General features: G+C 44.4%; 19 protein-coding genes. 12 read left to right on the top strand and 7 right to left on the bottom strand.

Annotation, left to right across the window (positions count from 1 at the left end):
* Positions 1-400 precede the first annotated feature (400 nt).
* Both istB and istA read right to left on the bottom strand, forming a co-directional pair.
* Positions 401-1,177 carry an IS21-like element helper ATPase IstB gene (gene istB, locus SRRS_RS22610; protein ID WP_371363668.1) on the bottom strand — a complete coding sequence of 259 codons (777 nt, stop codon included), beginning with the start codon at positions 1,175-1,177 and terminating at the stop codon, positions 401-403.
* Positions 1,167-2,717 carry an IS21 family transposase gene (istA, locus tag SRRS_RS22605; protein ID WP_371363667.1) on the bottom strand — a complete coding sequence of 517 codons (1,551 nt, stop codon included), beginning with the start codon at positions 2,715-2,717 and terminating at the stop codon, positions 1,167-1,169. The genes istB and istA overlap by 11 nt, the downstream gene beginning before the upstream one ends.
* A 207-nt stretch (positions 2,718-2,924) precedes the next feature.
* Between istA and SRRS_RS22600 the strand changes: the two genes are divergently transcribed.
* From SRRS_RS22600 to argS, 3 genes are all read left to right on the top strand, one after another.
* On the top strand, positions 2,925-3,476 hold the full coding sequence (locus SRRS_RS22600; RefSeq protein WP_371363666.1) for a GNAT family N-acetyltransferase: 552 nt from the start codon (positions 2,925-2,927) through the stop codon (positions 3,474-3,476).
* A 764-nt stretch (positions 3,477-4,240) separates the two neighbouring features.
* The gene (locus SRRS_RS22595) at positions 4,241-4,435 is read left to right on the top strand and encodes a SymE family type I addiction module toxin (RefSeq protein WP_371363665.1); all 195 of its coding nucleotides are present in this window, start codon (positions 4,241-4,243) and stop codon (positions 4,433-4,435) included.
* Positions 4,436-5,142: 707 nt separating this feature from the next.
* A complete protein-coding gene (argS, locus tag SRRS_RS22590) occupies positions 5,143-6,912 on the top strand; it encodes an arginine--tRNA ligase (protein ID WP_371363664.1) in 1,770 nt (589 codons plus the stop codon).
* Positions 6,913-6,955: 43 nt separating this feature from the next.
* Here argS and SRRS_RS22585 read toward each other — a convergent pair whose 3' ends face one another.
* On the bottom strand, positions 6,956-7,390 hold the full coding sequence (locus tag SRRS_RS22585) for a helix-turn-helix domain-containing protein (RefSeq protein WP_371363663.1): 435 nt from the start codon (positions 7,388-7,390) through the stop codon (positions 6,956-6,958).
* A 159-nt stretch (positions 7,391-7,549) separates the two neighbouring features.
* Here SRRS_RS22585 and SRRS_RS22580 point away from each other — a divergent pair, with 159 nt between their 5' ends.
* The 7 genes from SRRS_RS22580 (at position 7,550) to SRRS_RS22550 (ending at position 13,374) form a co-directional block, all read left to right on the top strand.
* Positions 7,550-7,780 (top strand): helix-turn-helix transcriptional regulator, encoded by a 231-nt coding sequence (locus tag SRRS_RS22580; protein ID WP_371363662.1) that lies wholly within the window; start codon positions 7,550-7,552, stop codon positions 7,778-7,780.
* A 219-nt stretch (positions 7,781-7,999) separates the two neighbouring features.
* The gene (gene arcA / locus SRRS_RS22575) at positions 8,000-9,262 is read left to right on the top strand and encodes an arginine deiminase (RefSeq protein ID WP_371363661.1); all 1,263 of its coding nucleotides are present in this window, start codon (positions 8,000-8,002) and stop codon (positions 9,260-9,262) included.
* 116 nt (positions 9,263-9,378) lie between these two features.
* Positions 9,379-10,380 (top strand): ornithine carbamoyltransferase, encoded by a 1,002-nt coding sequence (argF, locus tag SRRS_RS22570; RefSeq protein ID WP_371363660.1) that lies wholly within the window; start codon positions 9,379-9,381, stop codon positions 10,378-10,380.
* 28 nt (positions 10,381-10,408) lie between these two features.
* A complete protein-coding gene (arcD, locus tag SRRS_RS22565) occupies positions 10,409-11,830 on the top strand; it encodes an arginine-ornithine antiporter (protein WP_371363659.1) in 1,422 nt (473 codons plus the stop codon).
* Between the two features lie 26 nt (positions 11,831-11,856).
* The gene (arcC, locus tag SRRS_RS22560) at positions 11,857-12,795 is read left to right on the top strand and encodes a carbamate kinase (RefSeq protein ID WP_371363658.1); all 939 of its coding nucleotides are present in this window, start codon (positions 11,857-11,859) and stop codon (positions 12,793-12,795) included.
* Positions 12,785-13,093, top strand: a complete 309-nt coding sequence (locus SRRS_RS22555; protein WP_371363657.1) for a hypothetical protein — start codon at positions 12,785-12,787, stop codon at positions 13,091-13,093. Before arcC ends, SRRS_RS22555 begins: the two co-directional genes overlap by 11 nt.
* Positions 13,094-13,212: 119 nt before the next feature.
* Complete coding sequence (locus SRRS_RS22550) at positions 13,213-13,374, top strand: aspartyl-phosphate phosphatase Spo0E family protein (RefSeq protein WP_371363656.1); 162 nt, start codon at positions 13,213-13,215, stop codon at positions 13,372-13,374.
* Positions 13,375-13,479: 105 nt separating this feature from the next.
* Here SRRS_RS22550 and SRRS_RS22545 read toward each other — a convergent pair whose 3' ends face one another.
* The 3 genes from SRRS_RS22545 to SRRS_RS22535 form a co-directional block, all read right to left on the bottom strand.
* Positions 13,480-13,986 carry a hypothetical protein gene (locus tag SRRS_RS22545; protein WP_371363655.1) on the bottom strand — a complete coding sequence of 169 codons (507 nt, stop codon included), beginning with the start codon at positions 13,984-13,986 and terminating at the stop codon, positions 13,480-13,482.
* Between the two features lie 71 nt (positions 13,987-14,057).
* Complete coding sequence (locus SRRS_RS22540) at positions 14,058-14,327, bottom strand: hypothetical protein (RefSeq protein WP_371363654.1); 270 nt, start codon at positions 14,325-14,327, stop codon at positions 14,058-14,060.
* A 92-nt stretch (positions 14,328-14,419) separates the two neighbouring features.
* Positions 14,420-14,590, bottom strand: coding sequence for a hypothetical protein (locus SRRS_RS22535; RefSeq protein WP_371363653.1), 171 nt, complete (start codon positions 14,588-14,590; stop codon positions 14,420-14,422).
* Positions 14,591-14,868: 278 nt separating this feature from the next.
* Here SRRS_RS22535 and SRRS_RS22530 point away from each other — a divergent pair, with 278 nt between their 5' ends.
* Complete coding sequence (locus tag SRRS_RS22530; RefSeq protein ID WP_371363651.1) at positions 14,869-15,006, top strand: hypothetical protein; 138 nt, start codon at positions 14,869-14,871, stop codon at positions 15,004-15,006.
* A gap of 146 nt (positions 15,007-15,152) precedes the next feature.
* A complete protein-coding gene (locus SRRS_RS22525) occupies positions 15,153-15,611 on the top strand; it encodes a DUF441 domain-containing protein (RefSeq protein ID WP_371363650.1) in 459 nt (152 codons plus the stop codon).
* A 31-nt stretch (positions 15,612-15,642) separates the two neighbouring features.
* On the opposite strand, the gene SRRS_RS22520 is transcribed toward SRRS_RS22525, so the two are convergent.
* Positions 15,643-16,830, bottom strand: coding sequence for an MFS transporter (locus SRRS_RS22520; RefSeq protein ID WP_371363649.1), 1,188 nt, complete (start codon positions 16,828-16,830; stop codon positions 15,643-15,645).
* Positions 16,831-16,854: the final 24 nt, after the last annotated feature.

Below are 16,854 nucleotides of genomic sequence, written 5' to 3'. Positions count from 1 at the left end.
CTTCGTCGCGCTTCTGACAGTCTTCGAAATGCAGTTAAAGGAAGATAATAGCGGATAGGGCGTATATAATGACTGACATTATTAGGTGAGGTTGGTGCTTAAAATATTTAAAGCTAAAGCACTAGCTTTTAAAAAAGGAGAAATATCCTCTAGAAGAAAAAGTAGAGAACGGATATAAAGAATTTTTTAAAAGCAATTTACAGCACGAAATGTCTTTATTGAAGAAAGTAAGTGTTAGGGACATGTTCCTTGCCACGGTAAAAATTATGAAGCTGCAAAAGACTATTTACGATGAGCCAAAGAACCTGAATATTCTTGTGCGATGAAATCGCAGTTCCGGAAACAAGGAAATCATGAGTCCGGAACTGGAAATCATACTTTGGTAGTCCAATGCCTTAATTTATTCGCTTAGTCGTTTATCTAATCCATAAACCTCTCTCATCGATAAATCTTTCGTTGGATCAATGCTTTCGATATTTATCTTGTACGAATCATGAACGATTCGATCAAGAATGGCATCAGCCAGAGGTGAAGCATCACCGCCAAGTTGATCATACCAACCTTCATGCCTGTATTGAGAACAAAAGATTGTAGATGAACGTTTTCTTCGTCGATGAAGGAGTTCGAAAATGTCCTTTGCTTCATTTTGAGTAGGTTTCAAAAGTAGCCATTCATCAATTATCAGAAGAACGGGATTAGAGTATTTCATCATTACTTTTTTATAAGTGCCTTCATCCCTTGCATGTTCGAGATCTAGAAGTAGATCCGGCAGACGAACATACTGTGTTTTGTAGTAATGCTTACAGGCTTCCATGCCAAAGGCATTGGCAAGATATGTTTTACCACAGCCTGTTGCACCAGTGATGAAAATATTTCTGAATTCTGCGATGTACTCGCAAGTCGCAAGGCGTTTGATCAAATCTTTGTTGATTTTTCGTCCTGATGAATAGTTGATTCCCATAATACTGGCATCCGGTTGCTCAAACTCAGCATTTTTAATGAGGCGATTCAAGCGATTGTTTTTTCTTCTGGTATATTCAATATCAACCACCATGCCCATACGGTCTTCGAAGTCAATCTCCTTCATCTTAGGATCAGAGACTTGTTGCAGATAAGCTTCGGCCATTGCAGTTAAACGCATTTCTATAAGTTTATCAATTGTTGGATTATTTATCATTGCCTTTACCTCCATAGTAATTTGCACCGCGTGTTACGCCATAATTGTTTTTCGGGGGATTCTCTGTGCCTGGTTTTAAGCTCTCTTTAATTCCTGTGGTAAGAATATTTTTGATACTCTTATAACTTGGACTTGCTGTGTAGCTCAAAACTTTCTCACAAGCCGATTCAAGACGTGATTCTGAATGTCTTTCGGCTAACTTGAGTAATCCCATGCAACTTTTATAGGTTTGTTGTTCCACGCGGCTGGAGGATAGGATGGCAATAATGACTTTATGAGTATTAGTCCCAATTTTTTTGGCCCAATGCTTAAAGCGATCTCCATTCCATTCTAGATACTTCTGATGATCCGGCGGCATATGTTCCAGAATAGTATTGTATTGCCCCTTGCGGCCGTAAAGGCGTTTATGAGATGCAATACGATTGTGATTGTAAAAGATTTCTAAGACTCTATCAGTTACCCTCACATCGACTTTGAGTTTGATGTATTCATATGGAACAGAATATAGCATTCCTTCGAGTGATATGTGATAATTAAACTGAACGGTGGCTTGTTTCCAGTCCGCCAGTTCGTAAAAGGTAGCTGGTAGGGGGCTTAGGAAAGGCAACTCTTCGTGGTGGAAGAGGCTCCATCTGCTACCTTCTTTCTTTTGAAAAGTTCTTAAGTTAAATGCTTCGAGTTTTTCTCGGATTGCAGCATTAAGTTCATCCAAAGAGAAGAATTGTTCATTTCTAAGCGCAGCGGTTATCCATGTGGAAATGTTGCCAACAGTACCTTCAACATTTGCTTTATCTTTAGGTTTTCTAATCCTAGCTGGAATAATGGCAGTGCCATAATGTTCAGCCATTTCATGATAAGTTACATTAAGTTTAGGTGTATACCAATCTTTTGTATGAACTACAGCAGTTTTGCAGTTATCTGGAACAAGAATTTTTGCAACACCGCCGAAGTAGTTGTACATATGGACATGAGCCGTAATCCAAGCACGCTGCTTTTCATTGATAAAAGCCTCCACATAGGCGTACTGGCTATATGTCATAACACCGACAAAAAGATAAGCTTCAGTAACCTCACCAGTATCAGGATCAATAATCTTTGCTGGATCTCCAGCCCAATCTACTTCGACCTGTTCAGCTGGTTTGCGGCTAATATGCATCGTAGCACGACGTTTTTGCTCATCTTGCAAAAGGTAATGGCAGAACTGCGAGTACATAAGCGGTTCATCGCCGTTTAGTCGGCAGTCTTCTAAATATTCAGTCCATAATAATTTTTTACTTACACCATTTTTAAGCAATTCCTTACGAGTGTGGACTAAATCGGGGAGTCGTTTATTCCCAAAGTTTTTCTGTTCTTTTGGAAACATCAAATTTTCCAAAGATTTGTCGGTCATTGATTCGTCTAAAGGCCATGATATTCCTAGCTCTTTAGCACGGCGTTGAATCTTTACGACAGTTTTCTGAGCAACACCACAACTTTGCATGATATTACGTTGTGAGAATCCTAGGCTTGTCAGCCTAAGGATTTCTCTGTACTTGGTCATAAATTTGACCCTCCTAATAATGAATTTACATCATTCGATGTATAAATTCATTATAGGACAAGCAATTATTGATTTCTGTTTGCCGGTATGTTGATTTCCATTTAGTCGGTATACTGATTTCCAATCACCGGTCAGGTGATGACTTTGAGACCGGAATACTCAGAACCGTCACCTGACTCATTCAGATAAATTTGGAGAGTGATTTTAGTGCAAACAATTTATGAAACTGAAAGACTTTTGTTAAAAGTCTTAGACAAATCTTATGCAGAAATGGTTGTTGATTATTATTTAAGAAACAAGTCTTTTTTAGAAGAGTGGGAACCTGTGAGGAGTGAAGAATTTTATACAAAGCAATATCAGGAAGAGCAATTAGATAAAGCGTTAACAGATATTAAAAATAATAATTCATTGATATTATGGATATTTAAAAAGCAAGATAAGCACAGAATATTAGGTTCTATAGCCTTTACTAACATAGTAAAAGGTGTATTTTTATCAAGTTATCTTGGTTATAAATTAGATAGAGATGAAATTAATAAAGGTTACATAACAGAGGCAATTCAAAAAGGAACTGAAATTATGTTTAATGAACATGGATTGCACAGGATTGAAGCCAATATTATGCCCAAAAATAAAAGATCTTTACGAGTAGTTGAGAAATTAGGTTTTTACAATGAAGGGGTAGCATATAAATATTTAAAGATAAATGAAAAATGGGAAGACCATATACACATGGTTTTATTAAACGATAAGGTGTAGTAAGAGTCTTCGACATGTTCTTTAATTGTGTATTAGAGTGGATTTGCAAGGTCACGGCTCTCCTCATCGAACCCCTGTCCAAATTGCTTTTAAGGTATGTAGGAAAGCAATAGGGTTTCAAGTTATATAGAACGAACTAGTGGATGATGCAGATATGGCTAGCTCAGCTGGGAGAGCGCTTGAATGGCAATCAAGCGGCCAGCGGTTTAGTCCCGCTTATCTCCACCAAACAACAAAAAAGCTTGCGAAGTTATTACTTCGTAAGCTTTTTTGTTCCCTTGTTTCGCACCATACGTGAGACTTATGGCGCTCCATCAATAGGAATTTTCCAATCTATATTATTGTTTTGTCGAATGATTTTTCGTCAAATACCCTTGAAAAATTTCCTAAATATACTATACTTAGAAATGGATGGCAATTGAAAATCGTCGCGACCTGAAAGTGCAACGAACACTTCCAGGCACGCGCGGGTGAAACGCCCACCTACACGTAACAGTTTCCTGTCCACGACGACAATATTAATTATAACCAATTATTTCCTGAAGCACAAGCAAAGGTATGTTCGGTTATAATAGGTTGTTGCTGTGGTACGGGCTGTTCAGTTGCATGCAATGGAAAACGCATAGGAATATGCAAACGTAGAAATCAAGTCGCATGTGTAGGTAGTAAGCCTAGCATGCGATTTTCAATTCCTCCAGAAAAAACAGGCTACTCGCGGACAATGTTGTCCGCGGGCGGTCTGGAATCTTGGAGGGAATATAGAAATGGAAGAGCAGAGAAAAATATACCGGTTGAATTTGGTAAGCGGTATTTATCGAGACAAGAAATTGATACCGTATATTCGGCTGGAAGGCAAGTGGTTGAGTAGTTTGGGGTTTCAGCATGAAGAACGGGTTCTGGTGGAAGCAGAACCCGGGCGGGTAGTTATATGGGAGATAGAGAAATACAATGGAAAATAATTATGAAGAAGAGGTTGACACTAAGGGACGTTCCAGTTTTGGCACCTAAATGCTCTTAAAGTAAAGTGACAAAAAAAAGAATGTCCCTATTGTCAACTTCTAGCTTTGTGAAGGGACAATGAACCTGTCCCCTTGTCCCTCCTTGACCATATGCAAGCAACAAAATGGTTTGTAAAGGCAAAAGTGAATTTTGAAAAGCAAGCAATGAATGGTAATGCTGAAGCCCAATTTATTTTAAGTCAGATGCATGAGCGTGGATACGAAACTCTTGTATACCAAGTGTAATTGTAGAAACGGTTACTTGGGATGAAAAAAGTAAAGTATATCAGGTACAATATCACATGTATAACGAATTCAGTATGGAAGTCAAGTGTAAATCCTCCCCATCCTAACTAAAAAATGCTGTTGGCTTGATTTGCCAACAGCATTTTTATGCTTTCAATTAAATGTCTTTAATATAAATGACAGGTAAAAAAATACCCATGTCCCTATGCCCTCCAGTCTCACCCTTGTCCCAGTATATAGAGATAGTTTCGCTGAATATACCTGCATTATGTTACTTTATTTACCAAATAGGTAAATGTCTTACAGGTCGAGTCATGGCAACCGAGTCCGATGCCTTTGACTTCAACGATTATTTTGTCTTTGACATTTAAAGCTTCATTTGATAGAATTAACACATTTAATAAAATCTGGAAGTGATATGCATGAACAGTTTAACTCAGGAGCTATCGATGATCTTCGGTGACGCCTTTGTCGAACATGGCTTTACCCCGAATTATGGCAAGGTAACTCCTTCGGATCGCCCAGATCTTTCGCAGTTTCAATGCAACGGAGCACTTGCAGCTGCCAAACAGATTGGACATAATCCGAGAGCTTTGGCAGAGAGAATAGTTCAAAGAGTAGCCCATAATAATATCTTTGAGGAAGTTTCTATTGCTGGACCGGGCTTTATTAACATTAAACTAGCGGATGATTACTTAGTTCAGTATGTCATGAGGATGGTTGAGGACAAAAAACTTGGCTGTCCTACGGTAGTTGAGCCACAGACGATTGTAGTCGATTATGGTGGGGCTAACATTGCAAAGCCTCTGCATGTCGGCCATCTGCGTTCGGCAATTATCGGTGAATGTTTGAAACGATTGGCCAGATTTATCGGACATACGGTTGTTGGCGATATTCATTTGGGTGATTGGGGACTGCAGATGGGGATGATCATTTCTGAACTAGAGCGCCGGCAGCCGGATCTCCCGTATTTTGATCCAATGGTTACCGGTCCCTACCCTCAAGAACCACCTTTTACAATCTCAGATTTGGAAGAGATTTATCCGGCGGTTAGCCAGCGCGCCAAAACCGATGACCAGATATTAGAGGCGGCGAGACAAGCTACCTTTGAGCTTCAAAAAGGCCGGAAAGGCTATCAAGCCCTTTGGCAGCATATCTACAATGTATCAGTCGTCGACTTAAGGAGCGATTATGATCGCTTAAATATACACTTTGATCTTTGGCTGGGTGAGAGTGATACTCAGCCATTAATTGAGGAGATGCTCGAACAATTACAGTCGGCCGGTTTCGCTACAGAGAGCGAAGGCGCGTTAGTGATTGGAGTTACTGAGACGGGCGATACCAAGGAACTACCACCGTTAATCCTACGGAAGTCTGATGGCGCGATTCTCTATGGCACCACGGATTTGGCTACTATTATGCAACGGGTGCAGGATTATAGCCCAAATCTCATTCTCTATGTAGTAGATAAGCGCCAAGCTGACCATTTTGAGCAGGTCTTCCGGAGTGCTTATAAGACAAAAATAGCTCCTGAAACTCTGACAATGGAGCATATCGGCTTCGGTACTATGAACGGTCCTGATGGCCGTCCTTTTAAAACCCGTTCTGGTGGCGTAATGAAGTTAAAAGATTTGATTACGATGATTACAGATAAGGCTATGGAACGGGTGAAGAACTCTGAACTTGCTTCTGCCGAACCGGAGCAACTAGTGGCTATGGCTCAACAGATCGGGGTGGCCACATTGAAATTTGCAGATCTGATGAATCACCGGCTAAAAGATTATCAATTCGACCTAGAGCGGTTTTCGGTCTTTGAAGGATGTACTGGCCCGTATCATTTGTATATGGCTGTTCGGATTAATTCCCTGCTGGAAAAAGCGGAAACTAGGGGCTTGTGTACCGGTGGTGATCTCTTGCCTCCGTCTAGTGAGGATGAACAGCAGATTTTATTGAGACTGGTAGAGTTCCCCGATGTTATTCTAGCTGCTTTTGAACAGCGAGCACTAAACTATTTGTGCGATTACCTTTATAAATTAGCCTCAGCATATTCTCGGTTCTATCATAATCACCGTATTTTGACTGAGACTGACCTAAGCCGTCAAGCGTCATGGTTGCAACTATCTCAAGCCGTCCTGGTCGTACTTCGGCAGTCCCTAGCCATATTGGGAATTGAGGTTCCAAAACGGATGTAAGCGAGAACGATAAGCAAATTAATAAAAAAACAGACGAAAAAAATCATTTACGATTTTTTTCGTCTGTTTTTTGTTTTGTGTCCCAAAATATAATATCAAGCGATGCTTTGATTTTGGCCTTATCTTCTTCAGTCAATATTTTATTGCCGTAATGAATTTCTGGTTCCTCTAAGAATTTAATTAAATCTTTGGGGCCTTGTTGCGGAATTTGATAATTAATTTGACTGGAGGTATTGGACTTTAAACTCTTTGAATCGCTATTGCCAAGCAAATAATCGGTAGTACAGTTTAGGATATCGGCAAATGTTTTTACAATTTCAAAATCAGGTTCGCGGCGACCTTGCTCATAATTTGCGTATCTGCCACGAGAAAATCCTGCTTTTTCGGCAAACGATTCTTGTGTATAACCATTTTTCTTTCTTAAATAGGTTAATCTCTTGGCGAATATAGTGCGTTTATGCGATTCATTATTATCCAAAATAAACACCTCGCTTTCATTATAAAAGAAACTAAACGTTTCAAACAGCAAATGAGACAAATAGTTTCTAAGCCTATTGACGAGACAAAATGTTTCGGATATAATTTAAATCAATGAGACAAAACGTCTCTGTCGTTTTTCCGAAAGGGGGAGGTAAAATTGGAAGTCAGATCAGCTTTGCGGAAGCTTCGGGGAAAGAAATCATTAAGCGAAATTGCGCACAATATCAATATTACTCCGCAAATGCTTGGAAAAATTGAACGTGGAGAGAGAAACCCATCTCTCGCAATTGCAAAACGAATTTCCCACTACTATGGAGTAAGAGTCGATGAAATTTTTTTTGCCGATGGAAGAGACGAAACGTCTCTAAAAACTTTAGATACTTGTTAAGGAGATTTATTCATCATTGCAATGATAAGACGTGCAGTCGAAGCACAGTTTGTTATCGCTATACAAGAGTCTTCTTACCTAAATTATACCAGTAGTCATTTCCATAATCTTCAACTTTATTCCGACAAAATGTAAGAGAATATCCCATGGCAAAAGCTTTGACCAATCGAAACCTAGGTTTTGCACCTACACTTATCCCCAAAAGAAAGGAAGGTAACTATGGAACAGGCAGTAAGAAAAAGCGAGACAGCCTCAAGCTGTCTTCATGTAACTTCAGAAATCGGACGGCTGCGATCGGTGTTGTTGCACCGGCCAGGGCAGGAAGTGGAGAATTTAACGCCCGACCTGTTAGGGCGGTTGTTATTCGATGACATTCCCTATTTGGAAGTGGCGAGACAGGAACATGATATCTTTGCTCAGGCTTTAACTGACAATGGCGTAGAAGTTTTGTATCTGGAACAACTGGCGGCCGAAGCGCTGACCGATGCAGCGGTCAAAGAAACATTCATTCGCCAGTTTATCGCCGAAGCCGGGATTGAGAATGAGAATTTAAGCTACGCGCTGACCGACTATTTCTTAGGACTACCCAAGCAGGAAATGATTGATAAGATGATGGCCGGGGTTCGCCGGGAAGAACTGGCCCGTTATCGGGGACATTCGCTATTTGAGCAGGTCAACGATTTCTATCCGTTTGTCTGTGATCCCATGCCCAATTTGTATTTTACCCGCGACCCGTTTGCCACTATTGGCAGCGGCATAACACTCAACCATATGCGGACCCAGACGCGCAACCGGGAAACCATCTTTGCTGAATACATTTTTAAGCATCACCCGCACTTTTCGTCTGCCAACATTCCGTTATGGTTTGACCGGAATGAAACGACCGCACTCGAAGGCGGCGATGAACTCATTTTAAGTGAAAAGGTACTGGCTATAGGCATTTCGCAGCGGACGGACTCGGCGTCGGTGGAAAAAGTATGCCGCAAGCTGTTCGCGGCTGATACCAGCTTTGAGACCGTTCTGGCGTTTCATATTCCTGCTTCCAGAGCGTTTATGCATCTCGATACCGTGTTCACCATGGTGGATACTGATAAATTTACCATTCATTCCGAGATTGAAGGCCCCCTGACGGTGTACGAGATGAGCAAGTACCTGCCGCGCACCGGTGAAGTGCGGATTAAGATTGAGAAGCTCAATCTCAAGCTGGAAGACATTCTGGAAAAATATCTGGAGCGCAAGGTGACCTTGATCCGCTGCGGCAGCGGCGATAAGATTCATGCCGCCCGGGAGCAGTGGAACGATGGAGCCAACACGTTGGCGATTGCGCCGGGTGAAGTGGTTGTTTATGCGCGGAACCATGTGACCAACCGGATCTTGGAAGAGCACGGCATCAAACTACATGTCATTCCCTCGTCGGAACTATCCCGGGGGCGGGGCGGCCCGCGCTGCATGAGCATGCCGCTGGTGCGCGATCATTTATAAAGTAGACTTAGCCGCTCGCCTGGGCTCGTAGGGGTATACTCCCGCTTGGAGAAGAGGGAGTCTTAGAGCGGGTTAGTCATCGGATAAAAGACAACAGGGTAGAGGAGAGAGAAACCATGGCCTTTAATTTACGCAATCGCAGTTTTTTAACCTTACTGGATTTTTCACCCAAAGAAATTACTTATCTGCTGGAGCTGGCGAAAGAGTTAAAACGCGTGAAATATACCGGAACCGAGCAGCAGAAGCTGAAAGGGAAAAATATCGTCATTTTGTTCGAAAAAGATTCCACCCGGACGCGCTGTTCCTTTGAAGTGGCAGCGCTCGACCAGGGGGCGCATGTGACTTATCTGGGCCCGACCGGCAGCCAGATGGGGAAGAAGGAATCCATCGCCGACACGGCCAGAGTTCTCGGCAGGATGTATGACGGCATCGAATACCGGGGCTTTGACCAAAGCATTGTCGAAGAGCTGGCCGCCTATTCCGGTGTGCCGGTTTGGAACGGCCTTACTGATGCCGATCATCCGACCCAAGTGCTGGCCGACTTTCTGACCGCCCAGGAACATCTGAATAAACCCTACCACCAGATGGTGTTCGTCTATGTAGGCGATGGCCGGAATAATGTCGCCAATGCGCTGATGATCGGGGCGGCCAAGATGGGGATGGATTTCCGCATCGTATCGCCCGAGGAGCTGTTCCCGGCAGCCGATTTAGTGGAACAATGCCGCCAAGTGGCAGCCAGCACCGGCGCCAGGATTACTATTACCGACGACATTGCGGACGGTGTTGCCAAGGCCGATGTGCTCTATACCGATGTCTGGGTATCCATGGGCGAACCGGAGGCTGTCTGGGAACAGCGGATCAAGTTATTGAAACCGTATCAGGTGAACTGTGGGATGCTGGCCCTGACCGGCAATGCCAACGTGATCTTTGAGCATTGCCTGCCGGCGTTTCATGATCTCAAGACCACCACCGGACAAGACATTTATAACAAGTTTGGGTTAACGGCGATGGAAGTGACCGACGAAGTGTTTGAAGGCCAGCACTCGGTGGTGTTTGATGAAGCCGAAAATAGAATGCACACCATAAAAGCCGTCATGGTGGCCACCTTGGGAGAATAACCATTCTGAACAAAGGGAGAGGTTTGGTATGGAAGAAGATAAAAAGCTGGGTGTTGTCGCGTTGATCGGACTGGTGATTGGCTCGATGATCGGCGGCGGCGTGTTTTCGCTGCCGACAGACATGGCCAAAGGGGCAGGTGTCGGCGCCATTCTCATCGGCTGGGTGATTACCGGCATTGGCATGATCGCGCTGGCGTTCGTCTATCAGAATCTGGCGACGCGCAAACCCGATTTGAACGGCGGCGTGTACAGTTATGCCAAAGCAGGTTTTGGCGATTATATCGGGTTTAATGCCGCCTGGGGCTACTGGCTGAGCGCTTTGCTGGGTAATGTGTCCTATGCGGTTATGATGTTCGGGGCGTTAGGATACTTTTTCCCTGTTTTCGGCAAGGGAAATAATGCGGTGTCAATTGTCTGCGCCTCAGTTTTGATCTGGACCATCCAGATGTTGATTTTGCGTGGTGTCAAGCAGGCAGCGTTCGTAAACGTCCTGACCACGGTAGCCAAACTGGTGCCGATATTCCTGTTTTTGATTATCGTGTTTGTATCGTTTACCGTCGATATTTTTACGCTGGATATCTGGGGACAGGCTGATACTACACTTGGCAGTGTGGCCGATCAGGTAAAGAGTACTATGCTTGTCACCCTGTGGGTGTTCATCGGGATTGAAGGCGCGGTGGTGATTTCCGGTCGGGCCAAACACCGGCGGGATGTGGGAAAAGCCACAGTGATCGGACTCATTGGCACGCTGGTGATTTATGTACTGGTGTCGGTACTGTCCTTGGGCGTGATGAAGCAGGCCGATTTGGCAGGACTGGATACGCCCTCGACGGCCTATGTACTGGAAGCCATTGTCGGCCCCTGGGGAGCGACGGTTATCAATGCCGGTCTGGTGATTTCCCTGTTCGGCGCCCTACTGGGCTGGTCAATTCTGGCGGCGGAGATTCCGTTTGTGGCGGCCCGGGATGGGGTTATGCCGAAGTGTTTTGCCCGGGAAAACAAGCAGGGGGCGCCGGTTATTTCGCTCACCCTGACCAATGTGCTGGTACAAAGCGCTCTTGTCATCACCCTGGTTTCCAGCAGTACCTATCAGGCCCTGTACTCTATCGCCAGCTCCGCGATATTGATTCCGTACTTGTTTAGCGGGCTGTATGCGTGGAAGTTGGCGGCTGGTGGAGAAACCTATGACACCAATCCGGCAGGGAGAACGCGGGATCTCGTTTGCGCGATCCTGTCGAGTGGTTATGCGGCTTGGCTGGTGTATGCCGCTGGGCTCAAGTATATACTGCTTGTTACTATCCTCTATGCGGCAGGTATTGCGGTATTTGCCCAAGTTAAGCAGGAAAAGCAGGAACGCGTATTTGCCGGCTATGAGAAAGTCATTGCCTTGGTCTTTTTTGCAGCGGGAGTCGTTGCGCTGGGCATGATGGCAACAGGCAATTTGAGTTAATGGAGTAAAGAGAGGAGAGAAGCAACATGAAACTGGTAGTTGCTTTAGGGGGGAATGCCCTGCAAGCAGACGGCAAACCGGCGACGGCTGAGGCGCAGTTATGCACTGTGAAAGCTACGGTTACACATTTAGCCGATTTGATCGCAAGCGGTCATCAGATCGTGATTGTGCATGGCAATGGACCACAAGTGGGACGACTGGTACTGCAAAACGAGTATGCCAAACCGGTAACACCGCCCATGCCGTTTGATGTGTGCGGGGCTATGAGTCAGGGCCTGATTGGCTATCACATTCAGCAGGCCCTTCAGGAAGAATTGAAGAGGCGGCACATCGATAAGCCAGTGGCCACATTGCTGACGCAGGTGGTGGTCGATCCACAGGATGCAGGGTTCCAAAACCCAACCAAACCGATCGGCCCTTTTTATACCCAGGAGGAAGCGGAAGCTCTTAAAAAGGAACAGGGCTATATCCTGGTCGAAGATTCCGGTCGCGGGTATCGCCGCGTGGTAGCCTCGCCGGAACCTAAGCGAATTGTGGAATTGGCAACCATTCAAGAGCTGGTTGGCCATGAACAAATCGTTATTACCGTAGGCGGTGGCGGCATCCCGGTGGTCGAAACCGAAAATCATACGTTAGCAGGAGTTGCGGCGGTGATTGATAAAGATCTCGCCGCCGAACGACTGGCGGAGGATCTGGGGGCCGACGGACTCATCATCTTGACGGCCGTCGAAAAGGTCTCTCTTCATTACGGCAAGCCGGAGCAACAGGATCTTAATCAAATCACGGTACAAGAAGCCGAACGGTATATTACCGACGGACAATTTGCCGCCGGCAGCATGCTGCCCAAAGTGAGGGCCGGGGTAAAATTCGTTACCTCCCAGCCGGGACGAATGGCTATCATTACTTCGCTGGAAAAGGCGAATGAGGCCTTAACGGGAAAGAGCGGCACCCGCATTGTGCCGTAAGCCAACGGTTGACAGCGGCGGTTGTTCTGCCATTCCATCCAGGGCCCAGCTGTTACTTTTGCAAAACCGCAAGCGAATACTGAAGAATTTCCTATTATCGTTTGACTACAGCGGAACCATGATTGTCTGCAAAGTGCTGCCAGGTTCAGCCAAGGTGGTGGCCAGGCTGCTGGCTAGTGTGACTTGTTCGGATATCGTCGGCTGTGTCGCCGGGAATGATACGATTTTCGTGACAGTTAATTCACCAGACAATGCAGAGCGGGTGATAGAGGCGTTTTATAAGGTATGGGGCCGCTGAGAAAGAACATATTGAAGAAAAGGATTAATAAATAGAGCCTACGGGCTCTTTTTTTTTATTGCCTAATTCCCTAAATATTTCCTGATAAGTTATTCTTTACTAGGGAAGGAGGGGAAAATATGAAAGAATTTGACGAAATTCTACGTCAAATTGAGTATCTTCGTCATATGCTAAATAGGTTGGCTACTGAAAAAGGCGTTTCCGATTTGGAAGTAGTGCGACTGAGTAAGCAGCTTGATGAAGTGCTCAATAGGTACCACAAAATGTTCAAAGCAAGGTAAGAACTAAAGAAACCGTCCAATTGGACGGTTTCTTTAGTTCTATGCTTTAACCCGCAAATCTTTTCAAGCCATTATTTGCACGTGCTCAGTAGCGCTTTTTGGTATTCATGGATATTCTATTAATTTATTTATAATTACATAATTATAAGCAGCGGTAACCATATTCCTGTTAACACTAGCTTCGGAGCTGTCTCCATAATAGGCTCCCCCCGGAATGTTTCCATGAGATTCATAGAGGCATCTTTCCGGAAAGTCTCCCCAAAACTCGATGCCATTTAGCCAAAGGGAGGCATCCTGATTCCATTGGTTGCTATTTGTGTAATAAGAACATTTGAATGTGAATGTTTGTTTTTCAAAGGATATTTTGTTATCGAACGTTTGGTTTCTTATTTTAGCTAAAGATTCTTTGTCTGGTACGCACACTAAGGTATACGTCATTTCGAAAAGCGATTCCTGATCATTTTTCGATGTTACTTTTGCTTTTAATGCTTCAGTTAGCAGATTCTTAGTAAAACCGTTGTCGGTAACGGTGTATATGACTTGGGCGAAGCATACGTTGGTTATCATGGTAAACATAAGGGTAAACATAAGGGCAAGAAGAATCTTTTTCATGGCAGCATTCCTCCTTACATTACCGGTTCTCTAAATAATCGTCGAATCCTCCGAAAAAAAAGTAATTCTTTTTATTTGTCGGTATCCTCTTCGTTATTGAATGGTTTCAAAGCGGGTTGTAAACTTAATGACCTGGAGGAGTGTGTTGCCTCAGACCGAACAAAAATACCTTCTTGCCATATCTGATAAGCGTATATTATAACGCCTAGTGCGGTGGTCATAAAAACGTCCAGCATGGCACTAACATTTTGAAATTGAATTACGCCTCTGCTGCCTAGAAAATAATATTCAAATCCTAGGGTATAGAGCAAATTTAATAAAAAATCGACACCTATATACAACCAAAATCTCCCATGAGTAAATTTGAAAAGCCACATGGTGGCTACTGGTATGGGACCATATAGATAGGGGACGCTCTGGAGAGGATAAAGCTTTACTGAATATACCCACCAGCCAAACGTGATACCTGTTTCGAAATCATTGCGCTCGTAACTGTGGCAAATAGACCAACAGGGAAGAACCGCTTGATATCCTCTTTTTTCATAAAAAGAAGCGAGAGCCATGAAAGGATGAATATGGATGACAAAATTGTTTGATTGCTCACGGAAAATCCCCCATTAATTAACTTTTTTATCGTACTGCTTGTGGTTAGTATATACTTTTACCCAGATTTTATTGAGGAGCAGAAGAAGTGGCTTTAACCACGAGAAGCGTAGTAAAAAAGCTAACGAAACTGGAGTGTAAAGGCAAATAGCAAATACCTCGTATGCTGGGCTAAACTTTTTTGGTATTTTAACGATATTATATATAGAAAGATATCCGCAGAATAACAAGATTATTTGGCGGTGACGAGGAGTACCGCCATTATGAGGAGGCGGTACTATGGTATATATCAAAAACTGGGTATACAAAGAGATGATTCGAATTGACCTGGGAGAGCTATGGCCGCTTTACAAGGTACTGCTTGTTATGATTGTATTGCTGGGAATTATCGTTGATTGTGTAGATTTTATTCCATAATTATGGGTTAAGGTACGGCAGCCACTTAGTATTAGGTGGCTGCCGTTTTTCTTTAGCATCGGTAGTAAATACTATTTCCAGATGCTAGAATAATAGTACAGGCTTACCTTAGCCGTAGAATTCCATTGATGTAGGATGTGAATCGAATGAACTGGGACAATATGCCGCTGGTCGTTATTCTTGTGTTAGCCGTTATTGGCAATAACCAATCGGTATCCTTGGCGGTTGCGGTGCTTCTGGTAATGAAATTTTTGGGGTTGACAACCTGGATTTCCAGTATTGAAAACCATGGACTGGATATTGGAATCACGATTTTAACCATGGTGGTGCTAACGCCTTTAGCGCTGGGCCGGGTATCCATAGTTGATATGATGGTTGCTTTCAAAACCCAAGCCGGTCTGGTTGCCATTATTGTGGGGATGATTGTATCTTGGGTAGCAACGCAAGGCCTGTATTTTTTGAAAGCATCGCCCGAGGCTACGACCGCTCTGATTATTGGTACCATCGGCGGTGTTTGCTTTTTGAACGGGCTGGCGATTGGGCCGCTGATTGCTGGTGGTGTAGCCGCCATGATCATTAATCTTTTGAACTCATTGAAACAGTAATAGAATAGACTGCTGGAACTGCGTGTTTCTATCAAACGTTTTTTTCCGTGAAATAATATAACAAGGCAATAACCGGCATACTTAATCCAAGAATGGAGGCCAACATCCAGCCGCCGGAAGCGTAGGCCCAGCCTCCCAGTGCCGACCCGATCGCGCCGCCGATAAAGAAGACGGCCATGAATACTCCGTTTACGCGTCCTCGTATTTCATTTCCCAGCGAATAAATCGCACGCTGACCGAGTACAAGATTGCCGGATACCGCCATATCCAGGGCAATGGCGGCAACAACCAGTAGAGCTAAAGACAGTGCGGAAGCATCTGTAGCCAGATGGGTAATCAAAAACGATAGAGCGGCAATGACAATGACCAAACCTGTTAACCGTTTGGTCCAGCCCCTGTCGGCCAAGCGGCCGGCAATGGGGGCGGCTATTGCGCCGGCCACGCCGGCGAGAGCGAATAGGGCAATTCCCTGCTGCGAAAAATGAAAGTGATGAGCGAGCCAGAGAGGACTTACCGTCCAAAACAGACTGAAAGCACCGAACAGGCAAGCCTGATAGAAAGCGCGGCGGCGTAAGATCGCCTTGGTGGTAAACAGCAACCACAGGGAACGGATCAATTCGCCATAATTCATAGTAGGCGAGGGTTTGCGTTCGGGAAGTGCGAAAGCGAGCAACCCGGCCATTATGGCCGTAATAGCCGCAGAGAGAATAAAGACGGCCTGCCAACCCCACAGGTCAGTTACAAAGCTGGCGAGCGGACGGGCCAGCATGATACCAAGCAATAACCCGCTCATTACGTTGCCGACTACCTGGCCCTGGCGTCCTTCAGCTGCCAGATGGGCGGCATAGGGCACCAGTATTTGCGCTGCCACTGAACCTAGTCCGGTAAATATCGCCGTTATAAGAAAAAAGTTTGCGCTATGCGTCAAGGAGGCGACAACCAAGGAGCAGATAACTACTGCTAATGTGGCTACAATTAACCGACGGTTCTCGATGAGATCACTAAGGGGAACAATAAACAATAGACCAGCCACATAGCCGATTTGGGTTAAGGTGACAATCAAGCCTGCCGATGCTAACGGCAGATGGGTATCGGCACTGATAGGGCCAATTAAAGGCTGTGCATAATAAAGATTGGCAACAATTACGCCGCAGGCTACGGCTAACAGAGTGATTATCCAATTTGGAGTTTGCCTGGTTTTTACTTGTAAGTTGTTCATACGAAATCCCTTCCTTATCTGTTT

Source organism: Sporomusa rhizae, from assembly GCF_041428845.1.
Lineage (GTDB): Bacteria > Bacillota > Negativicutes > Sporomusales > Sporomusaceae > Sporomusa > Sporomusa rhizae.
The sequence above is the reverse complement of the archived record's forward strand: the minus strand, read 5'-3'. Positions and strand labels throughout refer to the sequence as shown.

Excerpts from the sequence above, each read along its gene's own strand:
- istB (WP_371363668.1), bottom strand. The coding sequence starts at position 1,177 with ATGATAAATAATCCAACAATTGATAAACTTATAGAAATGCGTTTAACT.
- istA (WP_371363667.1), bottom strand. The coding sequence starts at position 2,717 with ATGACCAAGTACAGAGAAATCCTTAGGCTGACAAGCCTAGGATTCTCA.
- SRRS_RS22595 (WP_371363665.1), top strand. The coding sequence starts at position 4,241 with ATGGAAGAGCAGAGAAAAATATACCGGTTGAATTTGGTAAGCGGTATT.
- argS (WP_371363664.1), top strand. The coding sequence starts at position 5,143 with ATGAACAGTTTAACTCAGGAGCTATCGATGATCTTCGGTGACGCCTTT.
- arcA (WP_371363661.1), top strand. The coding sequence starts at position 8,000 with ATGGAACAGGCAGTAAGAAAAAGCGAGACAGCCTCAAGCTGTCTTCAT.
- argF (WP_371363660.1), top strand. The coding sequence starts at position 9,379 with ATGGCCTTTAATTTACGCAATCGCAGTTTTTTAACCTTACTGGATTTT.
- arcD (WP_371363659.1), top strand. The coding sequence starts at position 10,409 with ATGGAAGAAGATAAAAAGCTGGGTGTTGTCGCGTTGATCGGACTGGTG.
- arcC (WP_371363658.1), top strand. The coding sequence starts at position 11,857 with ATGAAACTGGTAGTTGCTTTAGGGGGGAATGCCCTGCAAGCAGACGGC.
- SRRS_RS22550 (WP_371363656.1), top strand. The coding sequence starts at position 13,213 with ATGAAAGAATTTGACGAAATTCTACGTCAAATTGAGTATCTTCGTCAT.
- SRRS_RS22545 (WP_371363655.1), bottom strand. The coding sequence starts at position 13,986 with ATGAAAAAGATTCTTCTTGCCCTTATGTTTACCCTTATGTTTACCATG.
- SRRS_RS22530 (WP_371363651.1), top strand. The coding sequence starts at position 14,869 with ATGGTATATATCAAAAACTGGGTATACAAAGAGATGATTCGAATTGAC.
- SRRS_RS22525 (WP_371363650.1), top strand. The coding sequence starts at position 15,153 with ATGAACTGGGACAATATGCCGCTGGTCGTTATTCTTGTGTTAGCCGTT.
- SRRS_RS22520 (WP_371363649.1), bottom strand. The coding sequence starts at position 16,830 with ATGAACAACTTACAAGTAAAAACCAGGCAAACTCCAAATTGGATAATC.